Annotated in this window: 19 protein-coding genes; 8 read left to right on the plus strand and 11 right to left on the minus strand. The window is 66.8% G+C overall.

The features are described from left to right. Positions 1-194: 194 nt before the first annotated feature. Positions 195-1,448: a cytochrome P450 gene (locus CCS01_RS08530; RefSeq protein ID WP_104518401.1), complete on the plus strand. Its 1,254-nt coding sequence runs from the start codon at positions 195-197 to the stop codon at positions 1,446-1,448. A gap of 37 nt (positions 1,449-1,485) precedes the next feature. On the opposite strand, the gene CCS01_RS08535 is transcribed toward CCS01_RS08530, so the two are convergent. From CCS01_RS08535 to CCS01_RS08555, 5 genes are all read right to left on the minus strand, one after another. Further along, on the minus strand, positions 1,486-2,685 hold the full coding sequence (locus CCS01_RS08535) for an EAL domain-containing response regulator (protein ID WP_104518402.1): 1,200 nt from the start codon (positions 2,683-2,685) through the stop codon (positions 1,486-1,488). Next, positions 2,682-6,476, minus strand: coding sequence for a PAS domain S-box protein (locus tag CCS01_RS08540; RefSeq protein WP_104518403.1), 3,795 nt, complete (start codon positions 6,474-6,476; stop codon positions 2,682-2,684). Before CCS01_RS08540 ends, CCS01_RS08535 begins: the two co-directional genes overlap by 4 nt. Before the next feature lie 14 nt (positions 6,477-6,490). Further along, a complete protein-coding gene (locus CCS01_RS08545) occupies positions 6,491-6,784 on the minus strand; it encodes a circadian clock KaiB family protein (RefSeq protein WP_204848187.1) in 294 nt (97 codons plus the stop codon). Then, positions 6,777-8,501: a circadian clock protein KaiC gene (gene kaiC / locus CCS01_RS08550; protein WP_104518405.1), complete on the minus strand. Its 1,725-nt coding sequence runs from the start codon at positions 8,499-8,501 to the stop codon at positions 6,777-6,779. The genes CCS01_RS08545 and kaiC overlap by 8 nt, the downstream gene beginning before the upstream one ends. 403 nt (positions 8,502-8,904) lie before the next feature. Continuing rightward, positions 8,905-10,155: a serine hydrolase domain-containing protein gene (locus CCS01_RS08555; RefSeq protein ID WP_204848188.1), complete on the minus strand. Its 1,251-nt coding sequence runs from the start codon at positions 10,153-10,155 to the stop codon at positions 8,905-8,907. A 238-nt stretch (positions 10,156-10,393) separates the two neighbouring features. On the opposite strand from CCS01_RS08555, the gene CCS01_RS08560 reads away from it, so the two are divergent. Both CCS01_RS08560 and CCS01_RS08565 read left to right on the plus strand, forming a co-directional pair. Then, complete coding sequence (locus CCS01_RS08560; protein ID WP_104518406.1) at positions 10,394-11,395, plus strand: SMP-30/gluconolactonase/LRE family protein; 1,002 nt, start codon at positions 10,394-10,396, stop codon at positions 11,393-11,395. 231 nt (positions 11,396-11,626) lie between these two features. After that, positions 11,627-13,024: a CoA transferase gene (locus CCS01_RS08565; RefSeq protein WP_104518407.1), complete on the plus strand. Its 1,398-nt coding sequence runs from the start codon at positions 11,627-11,629 to the stop codon at positions 13,022-13,024. A gap of 13 nt (positions 13,025-13,037) precedes the next feature. Here CCS01_RS08565 and CCS01_RS08570 read toward each other — a convergent pair whose 3' ends face one another. Continuing rightward, complete coding sequence (locus tag CCS01_RS08570; RefSeq protein ID WP_104518408.1) at positions 13,038-14,351, minus strand: enoyl-CoA hydratase/isomerase family protein; 1,314 nt, start codon at positions 14,349-14,351, stop codon at positions 13,038-13,040. A gap of 52 nt (positions 14,352-14,403) precedes the next feature. Next, on the minus strand, positions 14,404-14,775 hold the full coding sequence (locus CCS01_RS32610) for a hypothetical protein (RefSeq protein WP_146101622.1): 372 nt from the start codon (positions 14,773-14,775) through the stop codon (positions 14,404-14,406). Positions 14,776-14,992: 217 nt separating this feature from the next. Between CCS01_RS32610 and CCS01_RS08580 the strand changes: the two genes are divergently transcribed. From CCS01_RS08580 to ypfJ, 3 genes are all read left to right on the plus strand, one after another. Next, positions 14,993-15,421 carry a CopG family transcriptional regulator gene (locus CCS01_RS08580; protein WP_104518410.1) on the plus strand — a complete coding sequence of 143 codons (429 nt, stop codon included), beginning with the start codon at positions 14,993-14,995 and terminating at the stop codon, positions 15,419-15,421. 32 nt (positions 15,422-15,453) lie between these two features. Beyond that, positions 15,454-16,533, plus strand: a complete 1,080-nt coding sequence (locus CCS01_RS08585) for an extracellular catalytic domain type 1 short-chain-length polyhydroxyalkanoate depolymerase (protein ID WP_104518411.1) — start codon at positions 15,454-15,456, stop codon at positions 16,531-16,533. Between the two features lie 160 nt (positions 16,534-16,693). After that, a complete protein-coding gene (gene ypfJ, locus CCS01_RS08590; RefSeq protein ID WP_104518412.1) occupies positions 16,694-17,563 on the plus strand; it encodes a KPN_02809 family neutral zinc metallopeptidase in 870 nt (289 codons plus the stop codon). Between the two features lie 346 nt (positions 17,564-17,909). Here ypfJ and CCS01_RS08595 read toward each other — a convergent pair whose 3' ends face one another. Then, on the minus strand, positions 17,910-18,305 hold the full coding sequence (locus tag CCS01_RS08595) for a DUF3597 domain-containing protein (protein WP_104518413.1): 396 nt from the start codon (positions 18,303-18,305) through the stop codon (positions 17,910-17,912). 266 nt (positions 18,306-18,571) lie between these two features. On the opposite strand from CCS01_RS08595, the gene CCS01_RS08600 reads away from it, so the two are divergent. Next, on the plus strand, positions 18,572-19,315 hold the full coding sequence (locus tag CCS01_RS08600; RefSeq protein ID WP_104518414.1) for a response regulator transcription factor: 744 nt from the start codon (positions 18,572-18,574) through the stop codon (positions 19,313-19,315). A 20-nt stretch (positions 19,316-19,335) separates the two neighbouring features. Here the strand turns inward: CCS01_RS08600 and CCS01_RS32615 are convergent, their stop codons facing one another. Beyond that, positions 19,336-19,842 carry a hypothetical protein gene (locus CCS01_RS32615; protein ID WP_146101623.1) on the minus strand — a complete coding sequence of 169 codons (507 nt, stop codon included), beginning with the start codon at positions 19,840-19,842 and terminating at the stop codon, positions 19,336-19,338. A 142-nt stretch (positions 19,843-19,984) separates the two neighbouring features. On the opposite strand from CCS01_RS32615, the gene CCS01_RS08610 reads away from it, so the two are divergent. Then, positions 19,985-21,943 carry an O-linked N-acetylglucosamine transferase, SPINDLY family protein gene (locus CCS01_RS08610; protein ID WP_104518416.1) on the plus strand — a complete coding sequence of 653 codons (1,959 nt, stop codon included), beginning with the start codon at positions 19,985-19,987 and terminating at the stop codon, positions 21,941-21,943. 501 nt (positions 21,944-22,444) lie between these two features. On the opposite strand, the gene CCS01_RS08615 is transcribed toward CCS01_RS08610, so the two are convergent. Together CCS01_RS08615 and CCS01_RS08620 are read right to left on the minus strand one after the other, a co-directional pair. Then, entirely contained in the window at positions 22,445-22,819 is a 375-nt protein-coding gene (locus tag CCS01_RS08615) for a TfoX/Sxy family protein (protein ID WP_104518417.1), read from the minus strand. Between the two features lie 52 nt (positions 22,820-22,871). Next, the coding region (locus tag CCS01_RS08620) for a DegT/DnrJ/EryC1/StrS family aminotransferase (protein WP_104518418.1) at positions 22,872-24,003 on the minus strand (1,132 nt) is incomplete at its 5' end.

Here is a 24,003-nt window from a genome sequence, read left to right on the forward strand (position 1 = left end):
TACGCCGGCAGTGACTGGCGTGACCGATGCCGCGGCCTTCTGGATGGGTGCAGGAAGAACCTCGCACGCACGAACGCCGATCGGCAGGCGCCGGCGGCGCGTCCGTCTGCTATCTTTGCGCAACGAAACTGCCGGAATGGCCAGCGAACCCGGTGCCGCCGGGACTCATAATAAAAGCCCATGGAGAAAAGCCAATGAATGCACCTGTCGACGTCGATCACAAAGCCCGAGCCTGGTCTTTGCCGCTCGATCGGCTGGATGTCAGTGACCCACAGCTTTATTACGATGACGTCTGGCCGCCGTATTTCGAGCGGCTCCGCCGCGAGGACCCGGTGCATTTCACGCCGGAAAGTCCGTACGGCCCTTACTGGGCCGTGACGAAATATCGCGACATCGTCCAGGTGGAGGTGAACCACAAGGCGTTCTCCTCGTCCGATGACGTCGGCGGCGTCATGATCAACGACGCGCCGAAGGGCCTGGAGCGTACCAGTTTCATTCGCATGGACCCGCCCGAGCACGACGACCAGCGCAAGGAAGTCAGCTCGACGGTCAATCCGATCACGCTGGCGAAAATGGAAAGCCTGATCCGCGAGCGCACCAACATGGTGCTGGACAGCCTGCCGCGCGGGGAACCCTTCAACTGGGTCGAGCGGGTTTCAATCGAGCTGACCTCGATGATGCTGGCGACGCTGTTCGACTATCCGATCGAGGACAAGGCACGGTTGATCCGCTGGTCGGACACTTTCATCTGCGACATCAACGCGCCGGACGCGCCGGTGCGGTCCGAGGAAGCGCGCTTCGCCGAGCAAATGCGTTTCGCTGAACATATGAACGAGCTGTGGGAAGAGCGCGCGCGGAAGCCGAAAAGTTTCGACGTGATCTCGATCATGGCGCATGGCGACGCAACCAGTAAAATGACGCTGCGCCAGCGCATGGGAATCCTGATACTGTTCCTCGTCGGCGGCAACGACACCACGCGGAACTCGATGTCCGGCGGGTTGCTTGGGCTGAGCCGGTTCCCCGGGCAGTTCCAGAAGCTGCGGCAGAACCCGGAACTGGTGACCAGCGCGGTGCCGGAAATCGTGCGCTGGCAGACGCCGGTCATCCATATGCGCCGCACAGCGCTGGAGGACGCCGAAATCGGTGGCAAGCAGATCAAGGCCGGTGACAAGGTGGTGATCTGGTACATCTCCGGCAATCGCGACGAAACGGTTATCGATCGGCCGGACGAACTGATCGTCGATCGCAAGCGCCCGCGCGAGCACATGTCGTTCGGATTCGGTATCCACCGCTGCCTGGGCAACCGTCTGGCGGAACTGCAATTGCGCATCCTGTGGGAGGAAATCCTGCGTCGCGACCTGAAGATTGAGCTGCTGGACAGGCCGGTCTACGCCTGGTCGAACTTCCTGCATGCCATCCGGAATCTGCCTGTGCGTATCAGCGCCTGAGGGCTCGGCACTGGCTGTAGCGAAGCCGCAACGGAACCTACGGCAACGTCTGGTACCGCCGTGCCCAGTCCGCCCGCCAGCCTGGAAGGTCCGGGCCTGGCATCGGGCGGCCGATGAGATAGCCCTGGATCATGTCGCAGTCGGTGCCGCGCACGTACAGCCAGTCGTCCGGATCCTCCACGCCCTCGGCAACCGTCTTCAGGCCCAGTTGCCGCGCAATGCCCAGGCTGGCATCGAACATCGCCTGCAACGCCGGGTCGCCGGCCGCGCCGTGCACGAAGCCGCGGTCGATCTTCAGCTCGCTGAACGGCACGTCGCGCAGTTGCGCCAGCGACGAATGACCGGTACCGAAATCATCAATCGACAGGCCAACGCGCTTCAGCCGCAGCCGCGTCAGGATGTCCAGCGAGGTCACCCGGTCGCGCATCAGCTGGCTCTCGGTAACCTCCAGCACCAGTCGTTCCGGTGCCATACCGGCGGCCGCCAGCCGATCGGCGACAAGGTTCGGGAAATCCAGCGCCAGCAGGTTGGCCATCGAAACGTTGACGGCGACATCAAGCCGCAGGTCCGTATCCTGCCAGGCACGGGCCTGGTGAAGCGCTTGCTCCAGCACCGCCTGTGTCAGGTCGTCGATCAGTCCAGACCGTTCCGCAAGGGGCACGAACTGGTCCGGGAACACCAGCCCGTCCGCCGGATGCTGCCAGCGTACCAGGCACTCGACTCCAGTCAGCGCCCCGTCTGCGCGGCCGACCTTGGGCTGGAAGTGACAGACCAGTTCTCCGTCCGCAATGCCGCGGCGCAGATCCTCCGGCCGATAGATCCTGCCGGGTGCCGCGCGCGCGGGGTGGCTTGTCGGGATAAGGGTCTCCCACCGGTGCAATAAATCCCGCAGGCGATCCAGCGCAACCGGTTTCTGCAGGGCACCCAGAACGTTCAGGCAGTGCGCGGCGGCCAGTCGTTCCGCGGTCTGCAGGATGCGCCGGTCCTCGCCGCTGACCAGCGCCAGCGCGCCGTTGTAGCCCAGTTGCCCCAGTTGGCGGATCAGTTCGATGCCGTCCATTTCCGGCATCTGCAGGTCGCACAGGATCAGGCAATCGTTGCAGCCATGCGCCTGCAGCGCGGCCAGTGCATCCTGCGCGCGCTCGAAACAATGGACGTCGATGACCCCAAGGCGGCCGAGTTGGCGCGACAGCAGGCTGCGGGCGAAGGCATCGTCGTCGATGATCAGAGCTGTCATGATGTCCCGCTTGTGGCGCCGCGCGGCCGGTGCTCCAGTTGGTCGCCAATACGCTCCTGCACCGCGGCCATGGCGGCGGAGAATGTTGGCAGACACGCCGGGACCGCGTTTAGATCGCCGGCATTTCCGGCCTGCTCCAGGACTGCGCAGATCTCGCCCAGAAGCAGCGCCCCGACCGCGCGCGACGATGATTTCAGTCTGTGGGCGACGGCGCCGACGCGCGCGGCATCGCCGTCCGCGGCCGCCTGTGCCAACTCGCCCGCCAGGCGTTCCGCCGATCGGCTGTAGTCGGCGAGGATCGCGGCGATCACGTCGGGATCATCGCCCACGATCGCGGCCAGCGTATGACTGTCGAATGCCGCCGGCGCGGCGGCGGGCGCCGCCACGTCACCGCCGGTGGCCGCCTGTGGCGAAGGCGCGCCCGACAGCACGTCCTGCAGCGCCGCGTGCAGGTCGCGCAGCAGCGTCGGCTTGGTCAGGTATGCATCGATACCAATTGCGCGGGCCCGCTCGGCTTCGCCGCGCAGAGCGTTGGCGCTGAGTATCACGACGGGAGTCCGCCGCGCGCCGGCCTCTTCCTGCCGGATCGCCGTGGTCAGCTGGTAGCCGTCCATGTCCGGCATGGAGACATCGGTCAGCACCAGGGCGTAGTGCCCGCCTCGCCATTTTTCCAGCGCCTCGCGCCCGTTGCTGGCCGTTTCGGCAGCGTATCCCAGCAGGTTGAGCTGGCGCAGGATCACCGTCCGGTTGATTTCGTCGTCCTCGGCCAGCAGGATCAGTCGTCCCTGGGCGCGGGCCTCGGCCACCGTCGGCGGTGGCGCCGCCGGCAGCAGCGCGCCGATTGGCTTTGCCGCGGCCAGGGCGCTGCGGGGCAGGCGTCCGGCTGCGGCGGCCACCGCGCGCAACAGCGCTTCGTGCCGCATCCATCCCAGGTCGAGCCCGGTCTCGTCGCCAGGGTCCAGCCAGGCCCGCCAACGCTGCGCGCGGCGCAGCAGAAGCCAGTGGACATGGGCCGGCGCGGCGGCATCGTTGCGTGTCCGTCCGGCATCGTGGATCACCACCACCGTGCCGCCCAGCGTCCGCGCCAGGGCCATCGCCGCCGCCGGGTCGGCCGCCGCGTGCACATACGCTCCGCCGGCGGAGAGATAACGTTTCATGTCGGCCGCATCGGGGCTGTCGGCGCTCCAGGCCAGGACGCAATCGATGCCCGACAGGTCCGGCATGGCCGCCACCGGCCGATCGGCGATTTCGAACGGAAGAGTAATGGTGAAGGTGCTGCCTGCCCCCGGCGCGCTGGCCACCGCGATGCCGCCCTGCATCAGGTCGATCAGGCGCCGGGTGATGGCAAGCCCCAGCCCGGTGCCGCCATAGCGGCGCGTGGTCGAGGTTTCGGCCTGGGTGAACGGCGTGAACAGCCGACCCTGCGTTTCTGCCGACATGCCGATGCCGTTGTCGACAACGCAGATACGGATCCGCAATGGCGTTGCCTGCGCCACGTCCACCCGGATCGTTACGCGGCCTTGGATCGCGGGCCGTCCGGCGCTGAACTTGATGGCGTTGCCTGCGACGTTGAACAGCACCTGGCGCAGCCGCGTGGGATCGGCCAGCAGCCAGCGTGGACATTCCGGTGCAATAACGGCAGACAGATCGACGCGCTTGTCCAGGGCGATCGGCGCCAGAGAATTGCAGACGTCCTCGACGAGTTCCGCCAACGCGACCGGCGCGCGGTCCAGGTCCAGCCGCGCGGCCTCGATCTTGGAAAAGTCGAGGATGTCGTCGATCAGCATCATCAGGTTGATCGCCGAATCGCGGATGATCCCCACCGCCTCGGCCTGGCGCGGCTGCAAGTGGTCCAGCGCCAGCACCTCGGCCATGCCGATGACGCCGTTCAGCGGGGTGCGAATCTCGTGGCTCATCATGGCCAGGAAAGAGGACTTCGCGCGATTGGCTGCTTCCGCCGCGTCCCTGGCCTCACGCAGTTGCGCCTCGGCCAGCTTGCGGCTGGTTAGGTCGCTGTGCGTGCCGACGATACGGGCCGGCATGCCGGCCGCATCGCGTTCCACCACCTTGGCGCGGCTCAGAATCCAGCGGTAGCTGCCGTCACGGCTGCGCACGCGAAACTCCGCTTCGCAGGTGCCATTCGTTGCAAAACGCCGCAGGTTGTCGCGCACAATCGCGTCCCGATCCTCGGGATGCAGCAGCGCGAGCCAGGCATCTACATGCGGAACGAAGCCTTCCGGCATGTAGCCCAGCATGCTCAACCAGGACGGGCTGAAAGTAATTGCGCCCGTTGTGACGTCCCAGTCCCAGATGCCGTCGCTGCTTGCCTCGGCCGCGTGGGCATAGCGTTCCTCGCTGACCCGTAGCCGTCGATTGGCCTCTTCGAGCGCGCTGGTCCGTTCCCGTACGAGGCGTTCCAGATGCGTGCGGTACAGCGCCAGTTCCTGTTCAGCTTTCTTACGATCGCTGACGTCGCGCATGCTGCAATACAGCAGCCGGCCGCCCGGCAAATCGGCCACGCGGTTCATGACTTCGGCGTCGAACAGCGTGCCGTCGCGCCGGCGGATCCGGGTCTGCACCAGCGGCGAGTGCGCCATTGATGCGCGCAGCCGGCGCCATGCGACCTGGTCGTCGAAGTTCACGTCCCAGTCCCAGACATGCGAGCCCAGGACTTCGCTGCCCGACGCCCGCAACATGGCCATGAGGCGGGAATTGGCATCGATCAGGCACCCGTCGTCCGTAACGACTGCGATACCATCGGCGGCGCGGTCGAACAGGGTGCGGTGCTTCTCCGCCTCGGCTGCCAGCAGCGCGGTCTGCTCGGCAACGCGCTGTTCGGTTCGCCGCCGTTCCGTCAGGTCGGTCATGCCGCCAATCAGCCGTACCGGCTTGCCGAAGGCGTCGCGGATTACCTGTACGCGGTGCAGGACATAGGCATATTCGCCGTCCCACCGCAGGAAACGATATTCGGCCGACCACGATGTTGCATCTCCATCCATCGCCCGGTGGATGCCGGCGACGATGCCGGCGCGGTCGTCGGGATGGATCCGGTGCCGCCAAGCGTCGGTCGTCGGGCTGTCATGCTCGCGGCTGAGCCCGGTCAGGGTTTCGAAACTGTCGCTCCACCACATTGTGCCGGCGTTGCGATCCCAGTCCAGGATGGCGTCGTTGGTTGCGTTCGACAACAGCCGGAAACGCTCCTCGCTGGCACGTAGCGCCTGCTCCGCCAGTTTGCGGCGCGTAATGTCGATGTGCATCACCACCGCGCCCTCGGCGTCGCCGTTGCCGAGCGGGGTGACGATCAGGTGGAACCAGCGCTGCTCGTCCGGGGCGTGGCAGGGATATTCGTTGTCGAAACGCGGAGCTTTCCGGCCGATGACGGCGCGGATGCCGGCCGCGACAGCCGCCGCCTCGGCGGCGCAGTCGCCGGTCGCCCGGTCGCAGACGTCGAGATAGTTCTCGCCGGCACCAAACTCCGGCGAGGGGTAGCTGTTTGCAATCGCAAAGCAGCGCCAGGTCTCGTTGACGACGACGATGTGGCCTTGCGCATCCAGCAGCGCGATGTGGGCGGGCAGGGCGTTCAGGATCGAAGCTCGTTCGGTGGCGAAACGGCGCTGCTCGTGCTCGCTGTGGCGCAGATGCGCCTGGGATGCAGGCAGCAGATAGGTGGCGCCGGAGTCGGCATCCAGCACGGCATCGACACTGCCGCCGGTCAGCGCCTGGATGCGCTGCTGCGTTTCGTGCAGGACATGGACGAGGCGGGTCAGTTCTTGTGGCGGGGCATCGAACATGCGACTGGTTCCGATCAGACCGCGTCGGGCGCGATGCCGAGCGCATCGAGCACGGCCGACGGTTCCGTCAGGTCACCGGCGATGGCCAGGATCGGCGCTTCGGCGGCGACGACGAGATACGGCGTCATCAGCACGCCGTCGGCGAGCGCCCGCTTCGGGTTTTCGAACACGTCGACTATTTCTATACAGGAACAGTCCGCCAGGTGCCGGCGGCAGAGCGCCGTCAGGTTGCCGATGGCGCGTTGGGAATTGGGCGCCTGGCCGGCGACGTACAGCCTGAACGTGAACGGACGGACTGCGTCATGCATCACAGGCTGCTCCCGCATCGGGCTTCTGTGGCGTGTCGGCGGTCCGCAGCGCCCGCAGTTCGGCTTCGGCGCGGGCGATGTCGGTGGTGCGCTCGGTCTCCGCCTCGGAAAGCGTCTGGCGTTCGTTGACGTTGGCGGCAATTTCGCGCTGCAATGTCCTGAGCCGCACCTCGAGCTCGGCAGCCTGGGATTCGAGGACGAGGCGGCGCTGCGCGGCGGCGGCCGAGCGCTCGGCGTTGGCCAGACGCTCGGCGCGTTCCCTGGCCCACCGCTGGGCGCCCATCAGCACCTCGCCGCCGGCGGTATAGACATCGGTCAGCGTGACGCCGGCGCTGCTCAGCAGCAGTTCGCGCACCTGGTTGGAATGGCCGGTGCCGCGGGCCTTGACGATGGAAATGCCGCGGTTTCGCTCGCCGGCCTGGATCACGTAGCTGAGGTGGATCCAGGTGTCGGCGACGGTCGAGATCTGCAACGGTGTTCCGTCCGAATCCGGAATGGCGCGGTCCAGCAGGCTGGTGCACACCAGTGTTATACCCTCGGCCTTGGCCCAGTCCACCAAGCGTTCCGCGACGCTGTGCGCGGTGGTGCGGTTGCCGGATTTCGACAATGCGGAAAGCGGATCAATCACGACGCAGCGCGCGCCGTGCGCACGCGCCATGGTCGTTATTTGCATGAGATGGATTTCCGCGCTGCCGCTACTGCCGCGCGCCGAGGCCATGCGCAGCAGGCCGCAATCGACGGCACCGCCCAGGTGAACGCCGACCGAGGAGAGGTTGCGGATCAGCTCGTCGGAGCGGGAATCGAAGCTGACGAACAGGGATTTTTCGCCCCGCCGGCACGCGGCCTCGACGAAGGCGCCGCACAGCGTGGTCTTCGCTGTGCCCGGCGCGCCGGTCAGCAGCACGCTGGCGCCGCGGAAATAACCGCCGCCGAGCATGGTATCCAGACGCTCGACGCCGCTGGAAACGCGTTCGTGGCTGGCGGGACAGTCGGTTTCCAGGCTGGAGGTGTAGGCGACGTCGATGCCGCCGGGGCCGATGAGGTACGGCACCTCGTTTTCCTCGAAGCCGGAGCCGCGGTACTTGACGATCCGCATGGTACGCTGCGACGTCCCGTCCATCAGTTCGTGGCCGAGGACGATCGAGCAGTCCACCATGAACTGCATGAAGTCGAGCACCTTGGGCGTGCTGTCTTCCCAGTCGTGGGAGTACACCTTGGCGGTGACCAGCGCGGTCAGGCCGCGGCGCAGCAGCCAGTCGTGCAGGCGGTAAAGCTCCTGGCGGATCTGCGCGGCGTCGCGCATCAGCACGAGAATGACGTCGATGGCGTCGAAGACGATCCGCTTCGCGCACAGTTCCTCGGTCTTGGCCTGCAGCATGGCGAGCATGCCGCCGAGATCGAAAGCGCCGGACAGGATCATGTCGTGGTTGGGCTGGGCGTCGAAGAAGAACAGCTGCCCGGGTTCCAGCGACGCCACCTGCCAGTCGAATTTCCCCGCGTTGGCGAGGATGCGGCGGGAGTTTTCCTCGAACGCAACGAATATGCCGGGCTCGCCGTCGCGCGCGCCGTTGATCAGGGTCTGCAGCGCGAACACCGTCTTGCCGGATCCGGCGTTGCCGGCCAGCAGTGTGGCGCGGCCCCGCGGCAGGCCGCCGCCGGACAGCGCGTCGAAGCCGCGGATTCCGGTCGGGGTCTTGATCAGCGTTTCGGTTGTCATGGATGATCCCAAAGCCTGTTGCGTCGGCGCATCGGGGCGCGCGGCCGCGCCGGTTCGCCCCGGGCGGGCAGGTTTCTACTGGACATCGGGCCCAGGGAACCAGCGGCGAAACGGCAGGCCAGGAACGGAGTGATCCCGCGCGAACATGGGCGACGAAGCACAGCGAACACGCCCGCCGCAACGAGATCCGTACCAATGATCCCGTTGAAACGGGCGTGATGCTTCAGCGCGCCCGACCTCCGGCGCGAAGGTTGCATGGCATTACGGACCTACATTGCGAAACTGTAGGTTTCCTAGTCCCTGCCGGTATAGTTAGCAACCAAAATGAGCCGTGCGAAACGACAACGACCGGCGATGTCAAACGATTACGAGGCATTGCTGGCCGTGACCGGGCAGAAACGTTTCATGCGAAAGACTCCGTCATCGCCGAATAGACCAGCGTGCGCAGGTCGCGGCGCAGCGTCAGCCTGGCGTCAGAGCCGATGACCTGGGTCATGAACACCACGGCGAGTTCTTCCTTCGGATCGATCCAGAACGCGGTCGAGGCGGCGCCGCCCCAGAAATATTCGCCCAGCGTGCCCGGCAGGCGGGTCCTGGCAACGTCGATGTTGACGCCGCAACCGATGGAAAAACCGACGCCGGCATAGGACGCCTCGCTGAACATGCCCGGCGGCGCCATCTCGGCGACTTCCCGGTTGCCGGGCAGGTGGTTCAGGCTGAACAGCGCGACGGTCTTGGGGCTGAGGATCTGCACGCCGTCCAGCGTGCCGCCATTCAGCATCATCCGGCAGAACCGCATGTAGTCGTGCGCGGTGGAAACCAGCCCGCCGCCGCCGGATTCCAGGGCCGGGGGCGCGGCAAAGAAGCTGTTGCCGGCGTCGTCCTGGACCTTCAACCCACCACCGTTCCCCGGCATGTAGCAGGAGCCGAGGCGGCCGAGCTTTTCCGGCGGGCAGCAGAAGGCGGTGTCGGTCATGCCCAGCGGCTCGAACAGGCGGTTGCGCAGGAATTCGCCGAAGCGCATGCCGCTGAGCTTCTGCACGAGATAGCCGATCACATCGATGGAAACGGAATAATTCCAGGCAGTGCCGGGGGAGAATTCCAGCGGCAGCGTCGCCAGCTGCTCGATCATGGCATCCAGCCCGCCCTCGGCGTTGAAATCGGCGACATGGGCGCGGCGATAGGCGTCGTCCACGGCGGTGCGGTTCAGGAACCCGTAGGTCAGGCCGGAAGTGTGGGTTGCCAGGTCGATGACCTTCATCGGGCGCTCGACCGGGGTCGTCATGTAGGCCGGGCCCGCGACCGGCACGATGCTGGGCATGCCGGTGGCGTAGACGCCAAGATTCTTCCACGACGGAATATAGGTGGCGACGTCGTCGTCAAGGCCGATCTGGCCTTCCTCGACCAGCATCATCAGGGCGACGGCGGTGATCGGCTTGGACATGGAGTAGATGCGGAAGATCGCGTCCTCACGCATCGGCTTGTCGCGCTCGATGTCGATGGAGCCGGCCATGCCGAGGTGGGCGAGCGCGCCGCGGCGGTAGATCATGGTCAGGATGCCCGGCAGCTTGCCGGTGTCGACGTAGCGCTGCCGCATCACCGCGTCGAGGCGGGCGAGGCGCGGGGCTGAGAAGCCAATCGAGGCTGGGTTCACCGATAGTCCTCCGCTGGAAGTACCAGGGGTGTATTAACCCGCGGAACGGGGGTATGTTGTCAAATGACCGGGCGGCCCGGCGGCTTTGATCGCTTGCGCTGCGGCGGGATGTGGACGGAGCCGCAACGAAACTCCCGGGCGATTGACAGCCGGCGCGCGGCGGCGATACGTTTCGATTCGCTATATCCGTCCTGACATAACGACGTGCTACGTTCAAAACAAAAGAATGGGGGAAGGAATGCGGCATCTCGAACAGACATCCCTGTCCGTTCTACGCAAGACGGGTTTCGCCGCCGGCATCCTGGGGTTCCTGTGCGCGGCGCAGGGCGCTGCCGCCCGGGAGGTCATCGTTCCGGGCACGACCGATTTTCCCGAAAGCCTGGCGTCGGACCAGGCCGGCAACCTGTATTTCAGCGGCATCGCCGGCGGGCGCGTCTTCAAGGCCACGCCTGGCGAGAACGAGGCGAAGGAATGGATCAAGCCCGGCAGCAACGGGCTGTCGTCGGCCCTGGGCGTGTTGGCGGATGACCGGTCCAACACCCTGTTCGTGTGCTCGACGGACATGAGCTGGGCGGGAATCCATGCACCCGCCGGCAACACGCCCACGGCCCTGAAGACCTACGACCTGCAGACCGGCAAGCCGATCGGCAGCATGGCCCTGCCGGCTTCGACGCTGCTGAAGCAATCGAACCTGTGCAACGACATCGCCGTGGCGTCCGATGGAACCGTCTACGTCACCGACAGCCTGTCCGGCCACATCCTGCGGCGCAAGCCGGGCGGGACCGAACTGGAAGTCTGGGCGCACGACAAGCGGTGGGACGTCAAGGGCCCGCAGCTTGACGGCATCGCCATCCTGGCCGACGGCGCCGTCTATGCGAACATTTTCCAGGGTGACGGCCTGTATCGCGTCGCGGTGAACAAGGATGGCAGCGCCGGAACGATCACCAAGCTGAAGACGTCGAGGCCGCTGTATCACTCCGACGGCATGCGCCCCGCCGGGCCGAACACGCTGCTGATGGTCGAGGGCGAGGGCAAGGGAAACCTCGACCTGATCACGATCAAGGGCGACACCGCCAACGTCGAAACGATCAAGGGCGGCTTCGAAGGGCCGGTCGGCGTGGCGAAGGTCGGCGATACGGCCTATGTGCTGGACGCGCCGCTGAAATACCTGTTCGACCCGGAGATGAAGTCGAAGAAGCCGCCGCCGTTCAAGGCGGTGTCTGTCGAGTTGCCGAAGTAGATCGTTCCGCCTTCAGCGAGGCAATCCCGCAGGCGCCGTCCGGGGATTGCTTCGCGCGCCCGCGAGTCTGATCTTCCGCGCCTCATGGCCTGCCAGGGTTGCCGCAGGGGCGCGACTGCCGCTATGCCTTGGGGCGAGCAGGCGGTCACAGGCATAAACAGCACGCAGAAATCATTCAGCCGCCTGACTCCCGGTTTTCCGATCGAGGAATGACAAGAAGGGGTTGCGGCCATGCCTCACGACGCCCTGCGCGGTATCCTGTCGATCGCCGGCCTGCACGCCGGCAGCGTCACCTTCACCGGCGGCAGCGACCCGGTGCTGCCGACGCCGTTCCGCATCGGCACCGCCGGCGCGGCCACGCTGGCGGCGACCGGGATCGCCGCGGCGGAGCTGTGGGACTTGCGCACCGGGCAGCGGCAGGACGTCGCCGTCGACGTGCGCCAGGCCGCGGCGTCGTTGCGCAGCAGTCACTACCTGACGGTCGCCAACGCCGAGGTCTCCGCCGCGCGCAATTCTATCATGGGCGTCTATCCGGCGAAAAACGGCCGCTGGAGCTACATCCATACCAACTTCCCCAACCACCGCGCCGCCGCCTTGCAGGTGCTGGGCGTCGCCGACGACCGCGACGCCGTGGCACGCGCGATCGCGAACCGGGATGCCGCGGCGCTTGAGGAAGCGATCATCGCCGCCGAGGGCGCGGGCGGCATGGTGCGTTCGGCAGCGGAATGGTCCGCGCATCCGCAGGCCGCCGCGATCGCCGCGCTGCCGCTGCTGGAGATCGTGCGCATCGGCGACAGCCCGCCCGAACCGCTGCCGCCTGGCAACCGCCCGCTGTCGGGTATCCGCGTGCTCGACGTGACCCGCGTTCTGGCAGGCCCGACCTGTGCCCGCACCCTGGCCGAGCATGGCGCGGACGTGCTGAAAATCACCGCGGCGCATCTGCCGAGTCTCGGCTACCAGGAGTACGACACCGGGCACGGCAAGCTCTCCGCCGAGCTCGATCTGCGCACGCAACGGGACCGCGCGGCGCTGCTCGGGCTGATCCGCCAGGCCGACGTGTTTTCCCAGGGCTACCGTCCCGGCAGCCTGGCCGCCCGCGGCCTGTCGCCCGAGGCGCTGGCGGCGATCCGGCCCGGATTGATCTACGTGTCGCTCAGCGCGTTCGGCCACGCCGGACCGTGGGCATCGCGGCGCGGCTTCGACACCGTGGTGCAGACCGTCAGCGGCATCACCACGCGGCAGGCCGAGGTCATTCCGGGAAAAACGCCGGGACCACAGTTCTACCCGGTGTCGGCGATCGATTATTGCACCGGATACCTGATGGCGTTCGGCGCGATGGTCGCGCTCGGCCGCCGCGCCCGCGAGGGCGGCAGCTGGCTGGTGCGCATTTCCCTGGCGCAGGTCGGCCGGTGGATCGTCGGCCTGGGCGAGGTTCCGGCCACGGCCGCCCGGGACGCGCCGGCGGAATTCACGGCGCAGGAACTGGATCGCTGGTCGATGGTCAGCGAAACGCCGGCCGGCCCGCTGCGGCACCTCAGGCCGGTGGTGCAGATGGCGGAAACGCCGCCCCATTGGGCGCGCCCGTCCGTTCCGCTGGGTTATCATCAGCCGGTGTGGCCGGATCGGTGAGCGGGCCGGGCGCCTACGACCGCCGGCTCTGCGCGCCCCAGTTCTGCTCCAGGTTGCGGATCAGTGCCGCGCTGAAATGGCAGGCCGCCTGTTCCCGTGCGTAAACGGCGCAGTAGCGGCGGAACAGGTCCAGCGGCTCGACCCCGACGCGGAAGGCGCGGCGATTGCCGATGGCGCCGACCGATCCGGCGCTGGTCAGCATTGTTACGGTGCGGTCGATCGCGGCATCCATCTCGGAAGGTGAAACGATCTCGTCGCAGATCAGCCGCCCTTCCGGCGTGTCGCATTCCACGCGCCGCTCCGCCTGGATCAGTTGCCGCGCCAGGCGGTCGCCGATGAAGCGCGGCAGGCGCAGGTTGGCGGCGCCGGGGATGATGCCCTCCTTCCGGGCCGGCAACGTCATGAACGCGTCAGCCGCGGCCAGCACGTAATCCATCGTCAGCAGCATCTGGCAGTGGCCGCCGATGGCCCAGCCCTCGACCGCGGCGATCCAGGGCTTCTCGATCCCGGCGCCGGTCACGTCATCCGGCACCGAGTCCGCGGTGGCGACGCCGCGCAGGAACTTGTGCATGAAGCCCAGCTCGCGTTGCGTATACCAAACCAACGGGATCGTGCCGTGATACAGGTGCGTCAGGTTGATGCCGCTGCCGAAAATCCGCCTCCCGGCATATTTGGCGTGCTGCACTTGCTGTCCACGCAGCACCGCGATCTCGGTGCCGGGGTCCAGCGTGGCGACGTCGACGCCGGTTTCCATCGCAACGATGGTGCCCTGGTCCTCGGCGTTCAGGTAGCGCGGATTGCTCACCAGCAGGTGCGCCGCCCGGCCGCGGCGTTCCACCCGCACGGCGCCCAGGTCAACGAACCCGTCGGCGTCCAGCCGCTTCAGCGCATCGGCCGCCTCCGGCCGCGGCAGCAGCATCGTGTGGCAGAGATGGGTGCCGCAGGCGGGATGAGCCAGGATGCGGGACAGCAGGATGGCCTGGTCGATTTCCAGGCCCTCCTTGTCGCGCAATGGCCGTTCCGCCTCCGCGACAAGCTGGGCACGGTCCGGCACCAGGCCGGGGACAGCCTCGGCGGCCGACAGCACAAGATCCTCGACCCGGACGAAGCGGGAGAAGCCGGCGGTCAGCGTGGCGTAGAGCGTTTCCACGTGCTGCGCGAGGAAGCGTTCCCGCGCCGCCCGCGCCTCGCGGTGAATCGTTGCGGCCGCTTCCGTTTCGGCCGGGCCGCGCTGCGGGGGCAGGGCAGCCAGGCGCTGCCGGCACTGGCGCCAGAACTGGCCGAAGCTGGCGCTGTCGGCGGCGAAGTCGGGGGTTGTCGTGGGCATGGTCACCACTCCGGTCAGGCAGGCCGACGGGCGCCGTGGCGACCGTCCGGTCTCAGGCGCCGTTGCCTTGAATGAAGCAGATGATGGTTCGTCCGGACCAGCAGGCCACGGCCTCGCCTGTCGGATTATCGTGGCGGTGCAGGATGGCGTCTTCCGGAACGTCCACCCAGGCGAACGGCGGGTTCTGCCACCGCGCGAACTCGCCGCCGATGAAGGCCTGGTAATGGCCGTTGACGATGCGGTACTGCACCGTCCGGCAATCCGAACGGTCGCAGCACGACTCGTTGGTTCTCGGCTGGTGCAAGCTGCGGAACCAGGGTGCCAGCGCCGGATCGGCGTAGGGCGGAGGCGCTGCGCGCAGCGGCGCGGGACAGCAATACAAGAGACCTAGCGCGGCAAGGGCAGGGAATACCCGCTTGGGCATCCGGTCGATCCTCCTGGCGTCGTCACTTTAATACAAGATGTAGGCGTGCCGGTGCCGCGCCAACTGTTTCCGTAACCCCGGTTCGCGAAAGTGAACGCCCGGAAATCCAACCGACAGGATCCCGCGCGGAACCCGCCGTCCCGTCCTGCCTTCGGCCGATCGGGTCTTGCGATTTCGCTCGCGCATCCCAACTACCATCCACATGGATGGTACACAGATGGTTTCAGCCGGCGACAAAGCCCCAGGGCCGCGACAGCGCGAGGTGGACAGCGAGAAGATCACGATCAACCTCGGCTACGTCGATCTCGGTCATATCGACCTGATGGTGCGGGATGGTTTCTATGCCAACCGGACGGATTTCATCCGCACGGCGATCCGCAACCAGATCGATCGCCACGCCGAGGCCGTCCGCCAGTCCGTTACCCGCAACGTGCTCGACCTGGGCCTGAGGCGCTACAGCCGCGCCGAGCTGGAGGCGCTCCGCGATGCCGGGGAAAAGCTTGACATCAAGGTGCTGGGCCTGGCGGTCATCGCCGACGACGTGACCGCGGACCTGGCGCGCGCCGCCATTGCCTCCGTCACCGTGCTCGGCGCGCTGCATGCCAGCCCCGCTGTCCGCGCCGCCCTCGCCGATCGGCTGCGGTGAGCCCCTATCGTCCTGCCCTGGAAAGTCCCCTGATGAAGAAACTTCCGAACGAGATGCTCGAAGCTGCCCGCCTGGCCAAGGCCGGCCAGGTGACCGAGGCGACCGCGCTGATCCAGCGGCTGCTCGGGCGGCACGCGCCGGCGGGGTCCGAGGGATGGCACGACATGCTCGCGCGTGCCGGCGACTGGCTCCATGGCACGCAACTGCATGATCGGCCGCTTCCCGCATCACCGGGGGCAGACGGCGCAAACGCCGGCCGATTCCTCGACCAGACCTTCAGCAACCATGCCGGCAGCCGCCCCTACAAGCTGTTCGTGCCGAGCGGATACCGCGGACAATCCGTGCCACTGGTGGTGATGCTGCACGGCTGCACCCAGTCGCCCGACGATTTCGCCGCCGGCACGCGCATGAACGTGGCGGCCGAGGGCGAGACCTGCCTCGTTGCCTACCCGGGGCAGACCAGCGCGGCCAACGGGCAGAAGTGCTGGAACTGGTTCAAGAGCACCGAGCAGCGGCGCGGCGCGGGCGAGCCGTCGCTGATTGCCGGGATCACCCGGGAAATCATGCACCAGTACACGGTGGATCCGCGGCGCATCTATATTGCCGGCCTGTCAGCCGGCGGCGCCGCGGCCGCGGTGCTGGGCCATGCCTATCCCGACCTGTTTGCCGCCATCGGCGTGCATTCCGGCCTCGCCTGCGGCGCGGCGCGCGATATGCGGTCGGGCTTCATGGCGATGCAGCACGGCAGCGCTGGCATGGCGCAAGCGGCTGGGCACGGCACGACGCGGCATCCGGTGCCGGCGATCGTATTCCATGGTGATCGCGACACGACGGTCAATCCGCGCAACGGCGACGCCGTGGTGGCGCAGGCGGCGGCCGGCCTGGCGGTGAGGACGCACACCACCAGCGGCCGGGTTCCTGGCGGCCACGCCTACAGCCTGCATGTAAAGACCACCCCGGCCGGCCGGACGGTGAGCGAGCAGTGGATCATCCACGGCGCCGGCCACGCCTGGTCCGGCGGCAGCCCGGCCGGCTCCTTTACCGACCCGAAAGGGCCGGACGCGACCGGGGAAATACTGCGGTTCTTCCTGGCACATCCGCAGCCAGCCTGAGCTGGATTGGCTCCCACGCGGTCTTGACTCATCAAACCGGACAAGAACAGGCTGCATTCCATGTCGAATACATCCGTCTTCCTGCGGAAGCCGGGTGCCATTGTGGCTATGCGCGCCGCCGCCCGCCAACCCGGCGCGCGGCCTATCCGGGAGACTGGCGATGCAGGATGACGACCTCAGGCCCTCGAGCAACATCGACGACCGTCGCGGCCAGGGCGGCGGGGTCAACCTGGGCCGTGGCGGGCTGGGCATCGGCACGATCATCATCCTGGGGCTCATCGGCTGGGCGCTGGGCATCAATCCGGCGGTCCTGATCAACGGGGCGCAGATGCTCGCCGGTGGCGGTGGCACCACCCCGGTCAGCCAGCAGAGAAGCGGGCCGGTCGGCACGCCGGACGACCGGATGGGGCTGTTCGTGGCGAAGGTCCTTGGCGAGACCGAGGATGTCTGGTCGCAGATCCTGCCCGCGCAGGCCAACCGCCGCTACCAGAAGCCGATCCTGGTGCTGTTTTCCGGCGCGACCGGCTCGGCGTGCGGCCTGGCGCGCTCGGCGATGGGGCCGTTCTATTGCCCGGATGACCGCAAGGTCTACCTGGACACGTCGTTCTTCCAGGACATGCAGCGCCGCATGGGCGGCGGCGGCGACTTCGCCTATGCCTACGTGATCGCCCACGAGATCGGCCACCATGTCCAGAACCTGCTGGGCGTGCTGGCGCAGACGCAGGCGATGGACCGCGCCTCGGCCAACGCGATTTCGGTGCGGACGGAACTGATGGCGGACTGCTTTGCCGGCGTCTGGGCCAACTGGATGAACCGGCGGCATGCCAACATCGATGACTCGGATGTGCGCCAGGCGGTCAACACCGCGGCGGCCATCGGCGATGACCGGTTGCAGCGGCAATCGCAGGGCTACGTCGTGCCGGACAGCTTCACGCACGGGTCCTCGGCGCAGCGGGTGCGCTGGCTGACCATCGGCCTGCGCAGCGGCAACATACGGGCGTGCGATACTTTTTCCGTGCAGGGATTATGATCGCCTGTCGCGGGTGATGGTGGCACGGTCAGGACCGGTACCGGTGGCAGCCATGCGTACCGGGTCTGGTCTGCCACAATGATGCCTTGACGTCTCCCAGCATCGGTCACAGGGCAAAATTAGCTTCCAACTGTGCCTCAGGGCACAGACCAGCCACCTCGCATGCGGGCATGGTCGGGTCATGGAAATGGAGGCTTGCCATGCTCGCTTACCTCAAGGCTGTTGTGCTGATCGCCATGCTGCTGGGAACCTACCTCGCGCTGGTCCCTTTGGTGGCATAAGACCGTGATTATCGTGGAAGCGCGGCGCGGCTGTGCCGACCGCGCCGCCGGGAATGGATCGCTGGCTAACCCTGGTGTCGCAGGCTGTCCGGCACCTTGCCGCCGTTCTCGGCCAGCTTCTGCATCACGGCTGCATGCAATGCGATGTTCTGTTCGGCGGTGCCGTCCGCGCCGGCATGAACGTTCAGTTCGTTCCCGAGTTCTTTCCGCGCTCCGAGGCTGGAATCAAGGTCGAGCAGTTTCAGAAGATCGACGATCGAGCTCTGCCAGTTGCCGCCGCCGCCCTTTTGCGACGCCATCTGTGTCAGCACCTGGCCGACATCGACGGCGCCTGGCGGTGGCGCGGTGGGAAGGCTGCTGGTCGAGGTCGGTGCCGGCGCGGCGGTGTCGCCCCCGGCGGTTGTGGTGCCGGCCGCGCCCGGGTGGAAGATTTTTTCCATGATTGAACCAAAGATGCTCATGTTATGTCTCCGTCTGACTGCATCTTCACAAAGTCGTACGGCACGAGGCAGGTTCCCAGGGGCCATTATGGCGGGGACGAACGAAAAGCGCAGGTGCGTTAACCGGCTGTTAACGAATTTGTTAGACAAGTCATGAAATAGCATCTTTCACGGCAATTTGTTTCAATTGCTCCAGATCGCGCGAATTTTCTTTGCGGGTGTTTACTTAGTGCGATATGCGGATAACATATCGTTCAAAGTCTGCTTGCAACCAAAGGAAAACAGGCATGTCGGCGGCACGGCCTATTTTAATCGTCGAGGATGACGAAGCGGTGCGACAAATGCTGGTGGAACACGTCGCGGCGACGGGTGAGTTCCAGTCGGTCGAAGCCGCAACGTTGGGCGAAGCCTCGCGCTATCTCGACGACGCTGACTCGCGGTTCGATTCCATCATCCTGGACATCAACCTGCCGGATGGCGACGGTCGTGATTTCTGCGCCAGGGTGCGCCGGCAGGGCCACCGGATGCCGATCATCATGCTGACCGGCGCGACGACCGAGGAAGACGTGGTGCTCGGGCTGGACTCGGGGGCGAACGACTATGTCAGCAAGCCGTTCCGGGCCAGCGAATTGATGGCGCGGCTGAACGCTCAGCTTCGTACGTTCGACAGCAGTGAGGACGCCGTCTTCACCATCGGCCCGTACACCTTCAGGCCGGCGTCGAAACTGCTGGTGCGCGCCGACAAGAACCAGAGGATCCGCTTGACCAGCAAGGAAGTTGCGATCCTCAAATACCTGTACCGTGCGGGCGATCGCGTCACGTCACGCCAGGTCCTGCTGAACGAGGTCTGGGGCTACAATACCGGCATAACCACGCATACGCTGGAAACCCATATCTATCGCCTGCGCCAGAAGATCGAGGTCGATCCGGATGACTTCTGCATTCTTGTCACGGTGCCCGGCGGCTACCGGCTGAACGCGGCGGCCACGGTTGGAGAGGGCTCAACCGCCGGGCGCCCGCTGACCTCGTAGGTCAGGCGGTCGCCCGGGTGCTATGGAATGATGGGCCAGCGGGTTGCCCGGATGTGCGTCTGGGCAATCGGCTTTGATGGTGTCAGGGCTTCGAGCGCTTCAACAACCGAGCCGTAGTGCTGGCTGCGCCCGTTCACCGGCTGCACGTAGACCCCGCCGGCTTCCTGCCAGATGATCCAGCGGCAGGGGAGGCTGCCGAAGGGATACACAGCCAGGACTTCCTCATACTGTTCATTGTCCGAGCCATGATCCAGGCGAACGACCATGCGCATGGCATGCGCTTCCGACCAGGCCTGGACCAGGATCAGATCGGGAATGGCAAAGGACAGGCCTTTCAGGATCTTCATCACGCCCTCCGTTCCTCGATGATGATCGGACGTTATCGAGGCCCCGGCAGCGATGATGTGACGCATGCCACTGTTCAGGATTTTTCCGGCGGCACGAGCGGCAGGGCAGGGTGCCTTTGATAAGCGCCACAGCGGACCGCAGATCGGTTGAGACAGGGCGACGGCGCGCCCCGCCGTCATGGCGGCCCGGATGAGCCGATCGATGACGAAATGATAACAGTTCTGCTGCTCCTGCGCGGAAGGCCATATCGCACCGTTAACAAACTCTTAACTCCTGGCGATTAGGCTCCGCCGGGTCGAACACCTGAATCGGACACCCTGCATGGGAAGTCTGCAGACAAAGCCGGCGATCGTCCCGATCCAGAGCACAGGCCCCGCAGGTGCGCATGGCAGCGTCGCGGCCTGGCTCGACGGCTTGCTGGCAGGCCTGGCATCGGGAGTCGCGGCACCATGGTATGCGGGGGACATCCGCCGGCGTCTCCAGCATGTGCCGTTCGAGGCCGTTCTGGCGGCGATCGAGCGTTCCAGGCCGAATCCCGGCGCCGGGGTCGAGATCTCCCTGCACAAACAGTGGATCGCCGCGAACGCCGCCACGTCGCCGCTGCTGCATGCGGCCTGGTTCAGTCTCGGCGTCCTGCTCGCGCGTGAGGGCAATCCTGCACAAGCGGCCATCGCCTACGCCAACGCGCTGGCGTTGCGGCCCGACATGCATTGTGCCGCGGTCAACCTCGGCCTGCTTCAGGAGGCGCTCGGCCAGCCGGAACAGGCGCTGGCCACCTGGCAGGCGGCGGAGCAACCCGAGGCCGCGCGCCTGGCGCTGGAAATCCAGCAGGGCCGCCTGCTGGAACGGCTTGGCCGGCTCGAGGAAGCGGAAAGCATCCTGCGCCGGGTGCTGACCACCGATGCGGCGCAGGCGGATGTTATCCATCACTGGGTTCATATCCGCCAGAAGATGTGCCTCTGGCCGGCCGCGCCGCCGGATGTTCCGGGCGTAACGCCCGAGGACCTGGTTCGTGGCTGCAGCCCGCTCGGGCTCCTGGCGCTGACCGACGACGTCGACCTGCAGCGCGACGGCGCAGCCGCCTGGGTGACGCGGAAGACCAGGCCGGCGCCCCGGCGCCTCGCGCCATCGCGGCCCTATGGCCATGCCCGGACCAGGATCGGCTACCTGTCCTCCGACTTCGGCAACCACGCCATGAGCTACCTGGTCACCGAACTGTTCGAGCGCCACGACCGCGGCCGCTTCGAGGTGTTCGGCTACTGTGCCGGCCACGACGACGGCACGCCGTTGCGACGGCGTGTCCTGGCGGCGTTCGACCAGTGCCGCCTGATCCGCACGCTGCCCGACGAGCAGGCGGCGCAGCTTATCCGCGACGACGAGATCGACGTGCTGGTCGACCTGAACGGCATCACCGACGGCAGCCGCCTTGGCGTCCTGCGCTGGCGGCCGGCGCCCATCCAGGTCACCTATCTGGGCTTCGTCGGCCCGGTGCCGCTGCCGGAGCTCGACTCCATGCTGTGCGACGGCGTGGTCGTCCCGCCGGAACACGCCGTCGCCTACCAGCCCACACCCCTGCCGATCGGCCGGGTGTTCCAGGCGAACGACGGCAAGCGGACACGCGGCTTCCGGCTGTCGCGCGCCGAGGCTGGGCTGCCGGTGGATCGGTTCGTGTTCTGCTGCTTTTCCGGGCACTACAAGATCACCGAGCCCATGTTCGCCGCCTGGACGTCGATCCTGCGCCAGGTTGACCGGTCCGTGCTGTGGCTGCTGGCGGACAATCCGTATTCGCAGCGGAACCTGCTTGCGGCGGCGGACCGCGCCGGCATCGCCGGGGAACGCCTGATCTTCTCCGAGCGCGCCGATCCGGATCTGTATCTCAGCCGGCTGGGGGTGGCGGATTTGTTCCTGGATACGTTTCCCTACAATGCGGGGACGGTGGCGAGCGATGCCATCCGCATGGGCCTGCCGCTGGTGACCCTGTGCGGCCGATCCTATGCGTCGCGCATGGCCACGAGCCTGCTGCTTGCCATCGGCGCATCGGCGGGCGTTGCCACCAGCCTCGCCCGGTATGTCGAGACCGCTGTCCGGCTGGCCAGGGAGCCGGCTGACCATGCGCGATTCAAGGCGCTGTTTGGGCAGCGGGCCTGGCGGCGGACGATCGGCGACACCGGTCGGTTCATCAGGGATTTCGAGGCAACGCTGGTGTCCCTTGTTCATCACGACGGCGCGGTGCCTGCGGATTGGGGCACGGCCGATGGACCGGGCGACAGCCCGATGTAGCCGGAGGCGTGGCGCGTGACAGGCCGTGGGACGAATTACTCATAGCCGCGCCGGCCAGGGGGCGCCGAAAAGCTGACCTCCCGTGCCAGCGGGCCTTGACTGTAACGCAATGGCTGGCGGAGTCGGGTCGTCTCTCTATCGTCATGGCCGGGCGTGTTCCGGCCATCTACCCCCCCCCGCCGTCGAAGCGCAGATGGCCGGGACTGCCGCCCGGCCATGACGGAGGGGCAACGGACCAGGCCGCCAAATCCTTCACCATCCTGATACGCATGGGGATACGCCCTACCAAATTCACACATCGTGCGAACGATCGTCCGATGGTCTTCAAAGTCGGGTTTTTGCGGCTCATTACGATACAATCGGAGCACCAGATCGGGCGACGGCGCGTCCAACCGTCTTTTATCGACGCTACTGCGGAATTGTTTCCATGATCTGTGAACCTGATAGGGATACGCCCGGCCATGACGGGGAGGCAACGGACAATCTCAACGCCGATTGGGTTCAAGGCCCAGTCGCGCGCCTGCGTGGCGCCTTTGGTTTGGCGCGGGACGCCTCCGTTGCCGCTTCGATCGCCTTGCGCGCCCAGTCACGGAACGTCTCGCCGTCGTCCAGCAGATCCGGCGGGCAGCGCCAGTACGACCGGAGCGTATGGGTGCCGGTCCGGGTCTCGTAGCTGAACGCCGCCTCGCCCGCGGCTTCAAACGCCGCCAGATTGGCCGCGCCGGCTTTCAGGAACAGTTCGTCGCGGACGATCAGGCCGAACATCAGGCCACGATGGAACAGTCCGACGCCGCCGAACATCCGCCGCGCCGACACCGGCCCAAGCGGGTCGAGCAGTTCCACCACAAGGTCGGCGAGTCTGTCCGGCTGTCGCATGCCACAGCATACCGCGGACCGCGGGCGCTGCCGATCCCGGTGCCGCAGCGGATCAGGAGACCGCGCGCAAAACCCCGGCGCAGACCCGGTCCACCGCCTGGTCCGTCAGGTCCGGATGGATCGGCAGGGCCAGGATGCGGCGCGACAGGTCCTCCGACACCGGCAGAGGCGTCCCGTCGTGCTGCGCCTGGTAGGCCGGCTGGTGGTGCAGCGGGCGGGGGTAGTAGATCGCCGTCGGCACGCCATCGTCGCGCAGAGACGCCTGCACCCGGTCGCGGGCCGCCTCGTCCGCCAGCAGGATCGCATAGATCGCCCAGGCGCTGGTGCTGTCGGCGACGCGCTGCGGCGTGACCACCGCGGTGCCCAACCGCTGGTCATAGGTCTGGGCAATGCGCTCGCGTGCGTGGAGTTCCGCCGGGAACACCGCCAGCTTGGCCAGCAGCACCGCGGCCTGGATCGAATCGAGGCGGCCGTTCATGCCGGTGCGCAGCACCTCGTAGCGGGTCTTGCCCTCGCCGTGCGTGCGCAGGCTGCGGTAGAGATCGGCCCGGTCCGCGCTTTCGGTGAACAGCGCGCCGCCGTCGCCATAGGCGCCCAGCGGCTTGGAGGGAAAGAAGCTGGTCGCCGTCGCATCCGCCTCGCTGCCCACCGGATGGCCGTGCAGCCTGGCGCCGAAGCTCTGCGCCAGGTCGTCCAGCAGGAACAGATTGTTGCGCCGGGCGAGGTGCGTCAGGGCGGGCCAGTCGGCGGGCTGGCCGAACAGGTCCACGCCGATGACCGCGCGCGGCGTCAGCCTGCCGGCGGCGCGGACCTGCTCGATCCGCTGCGCCAGGTGCGCCGGGTCGATCTGGAAGGTGCGCGGATCGACGTCGACGAATACCGGCGTGGCACCCAGCAGCAGCGGCACTTCGGCGGTGGCGGTGTAGGTGAACGCCGGCAGGAACACCGCGTCGCCGCGGCCGATGCCCTCGGCCATCAGGGCGATCTGCAAGGCATCGGTGCCGGAACTGACGCTGACGCAGTGCCGCGCGCCGCAGAATTTCGCCAGTTCGGCCTCCAGTTCCCGCACCTCGGGGCCGAGGATGAACTGGCAGTGCTCCAGCACCGCATCCAGCCGGCGGCGGAGGTCGGTGGCAATACGCGATTGCTGCGCCTTCAGATCGAGGAACGGGACGGGAGGGGGG

Origin of the sequence: Rhodopila globiformis, from assembly GCF_002937115.1 — a bacterium.
Lineage (GTDB): Bacteria > Pseudomonadota > Alphaproteobacteria > Acetobacterales > Acetobacteraceae > Rhodopila > Rhodopila globiformis.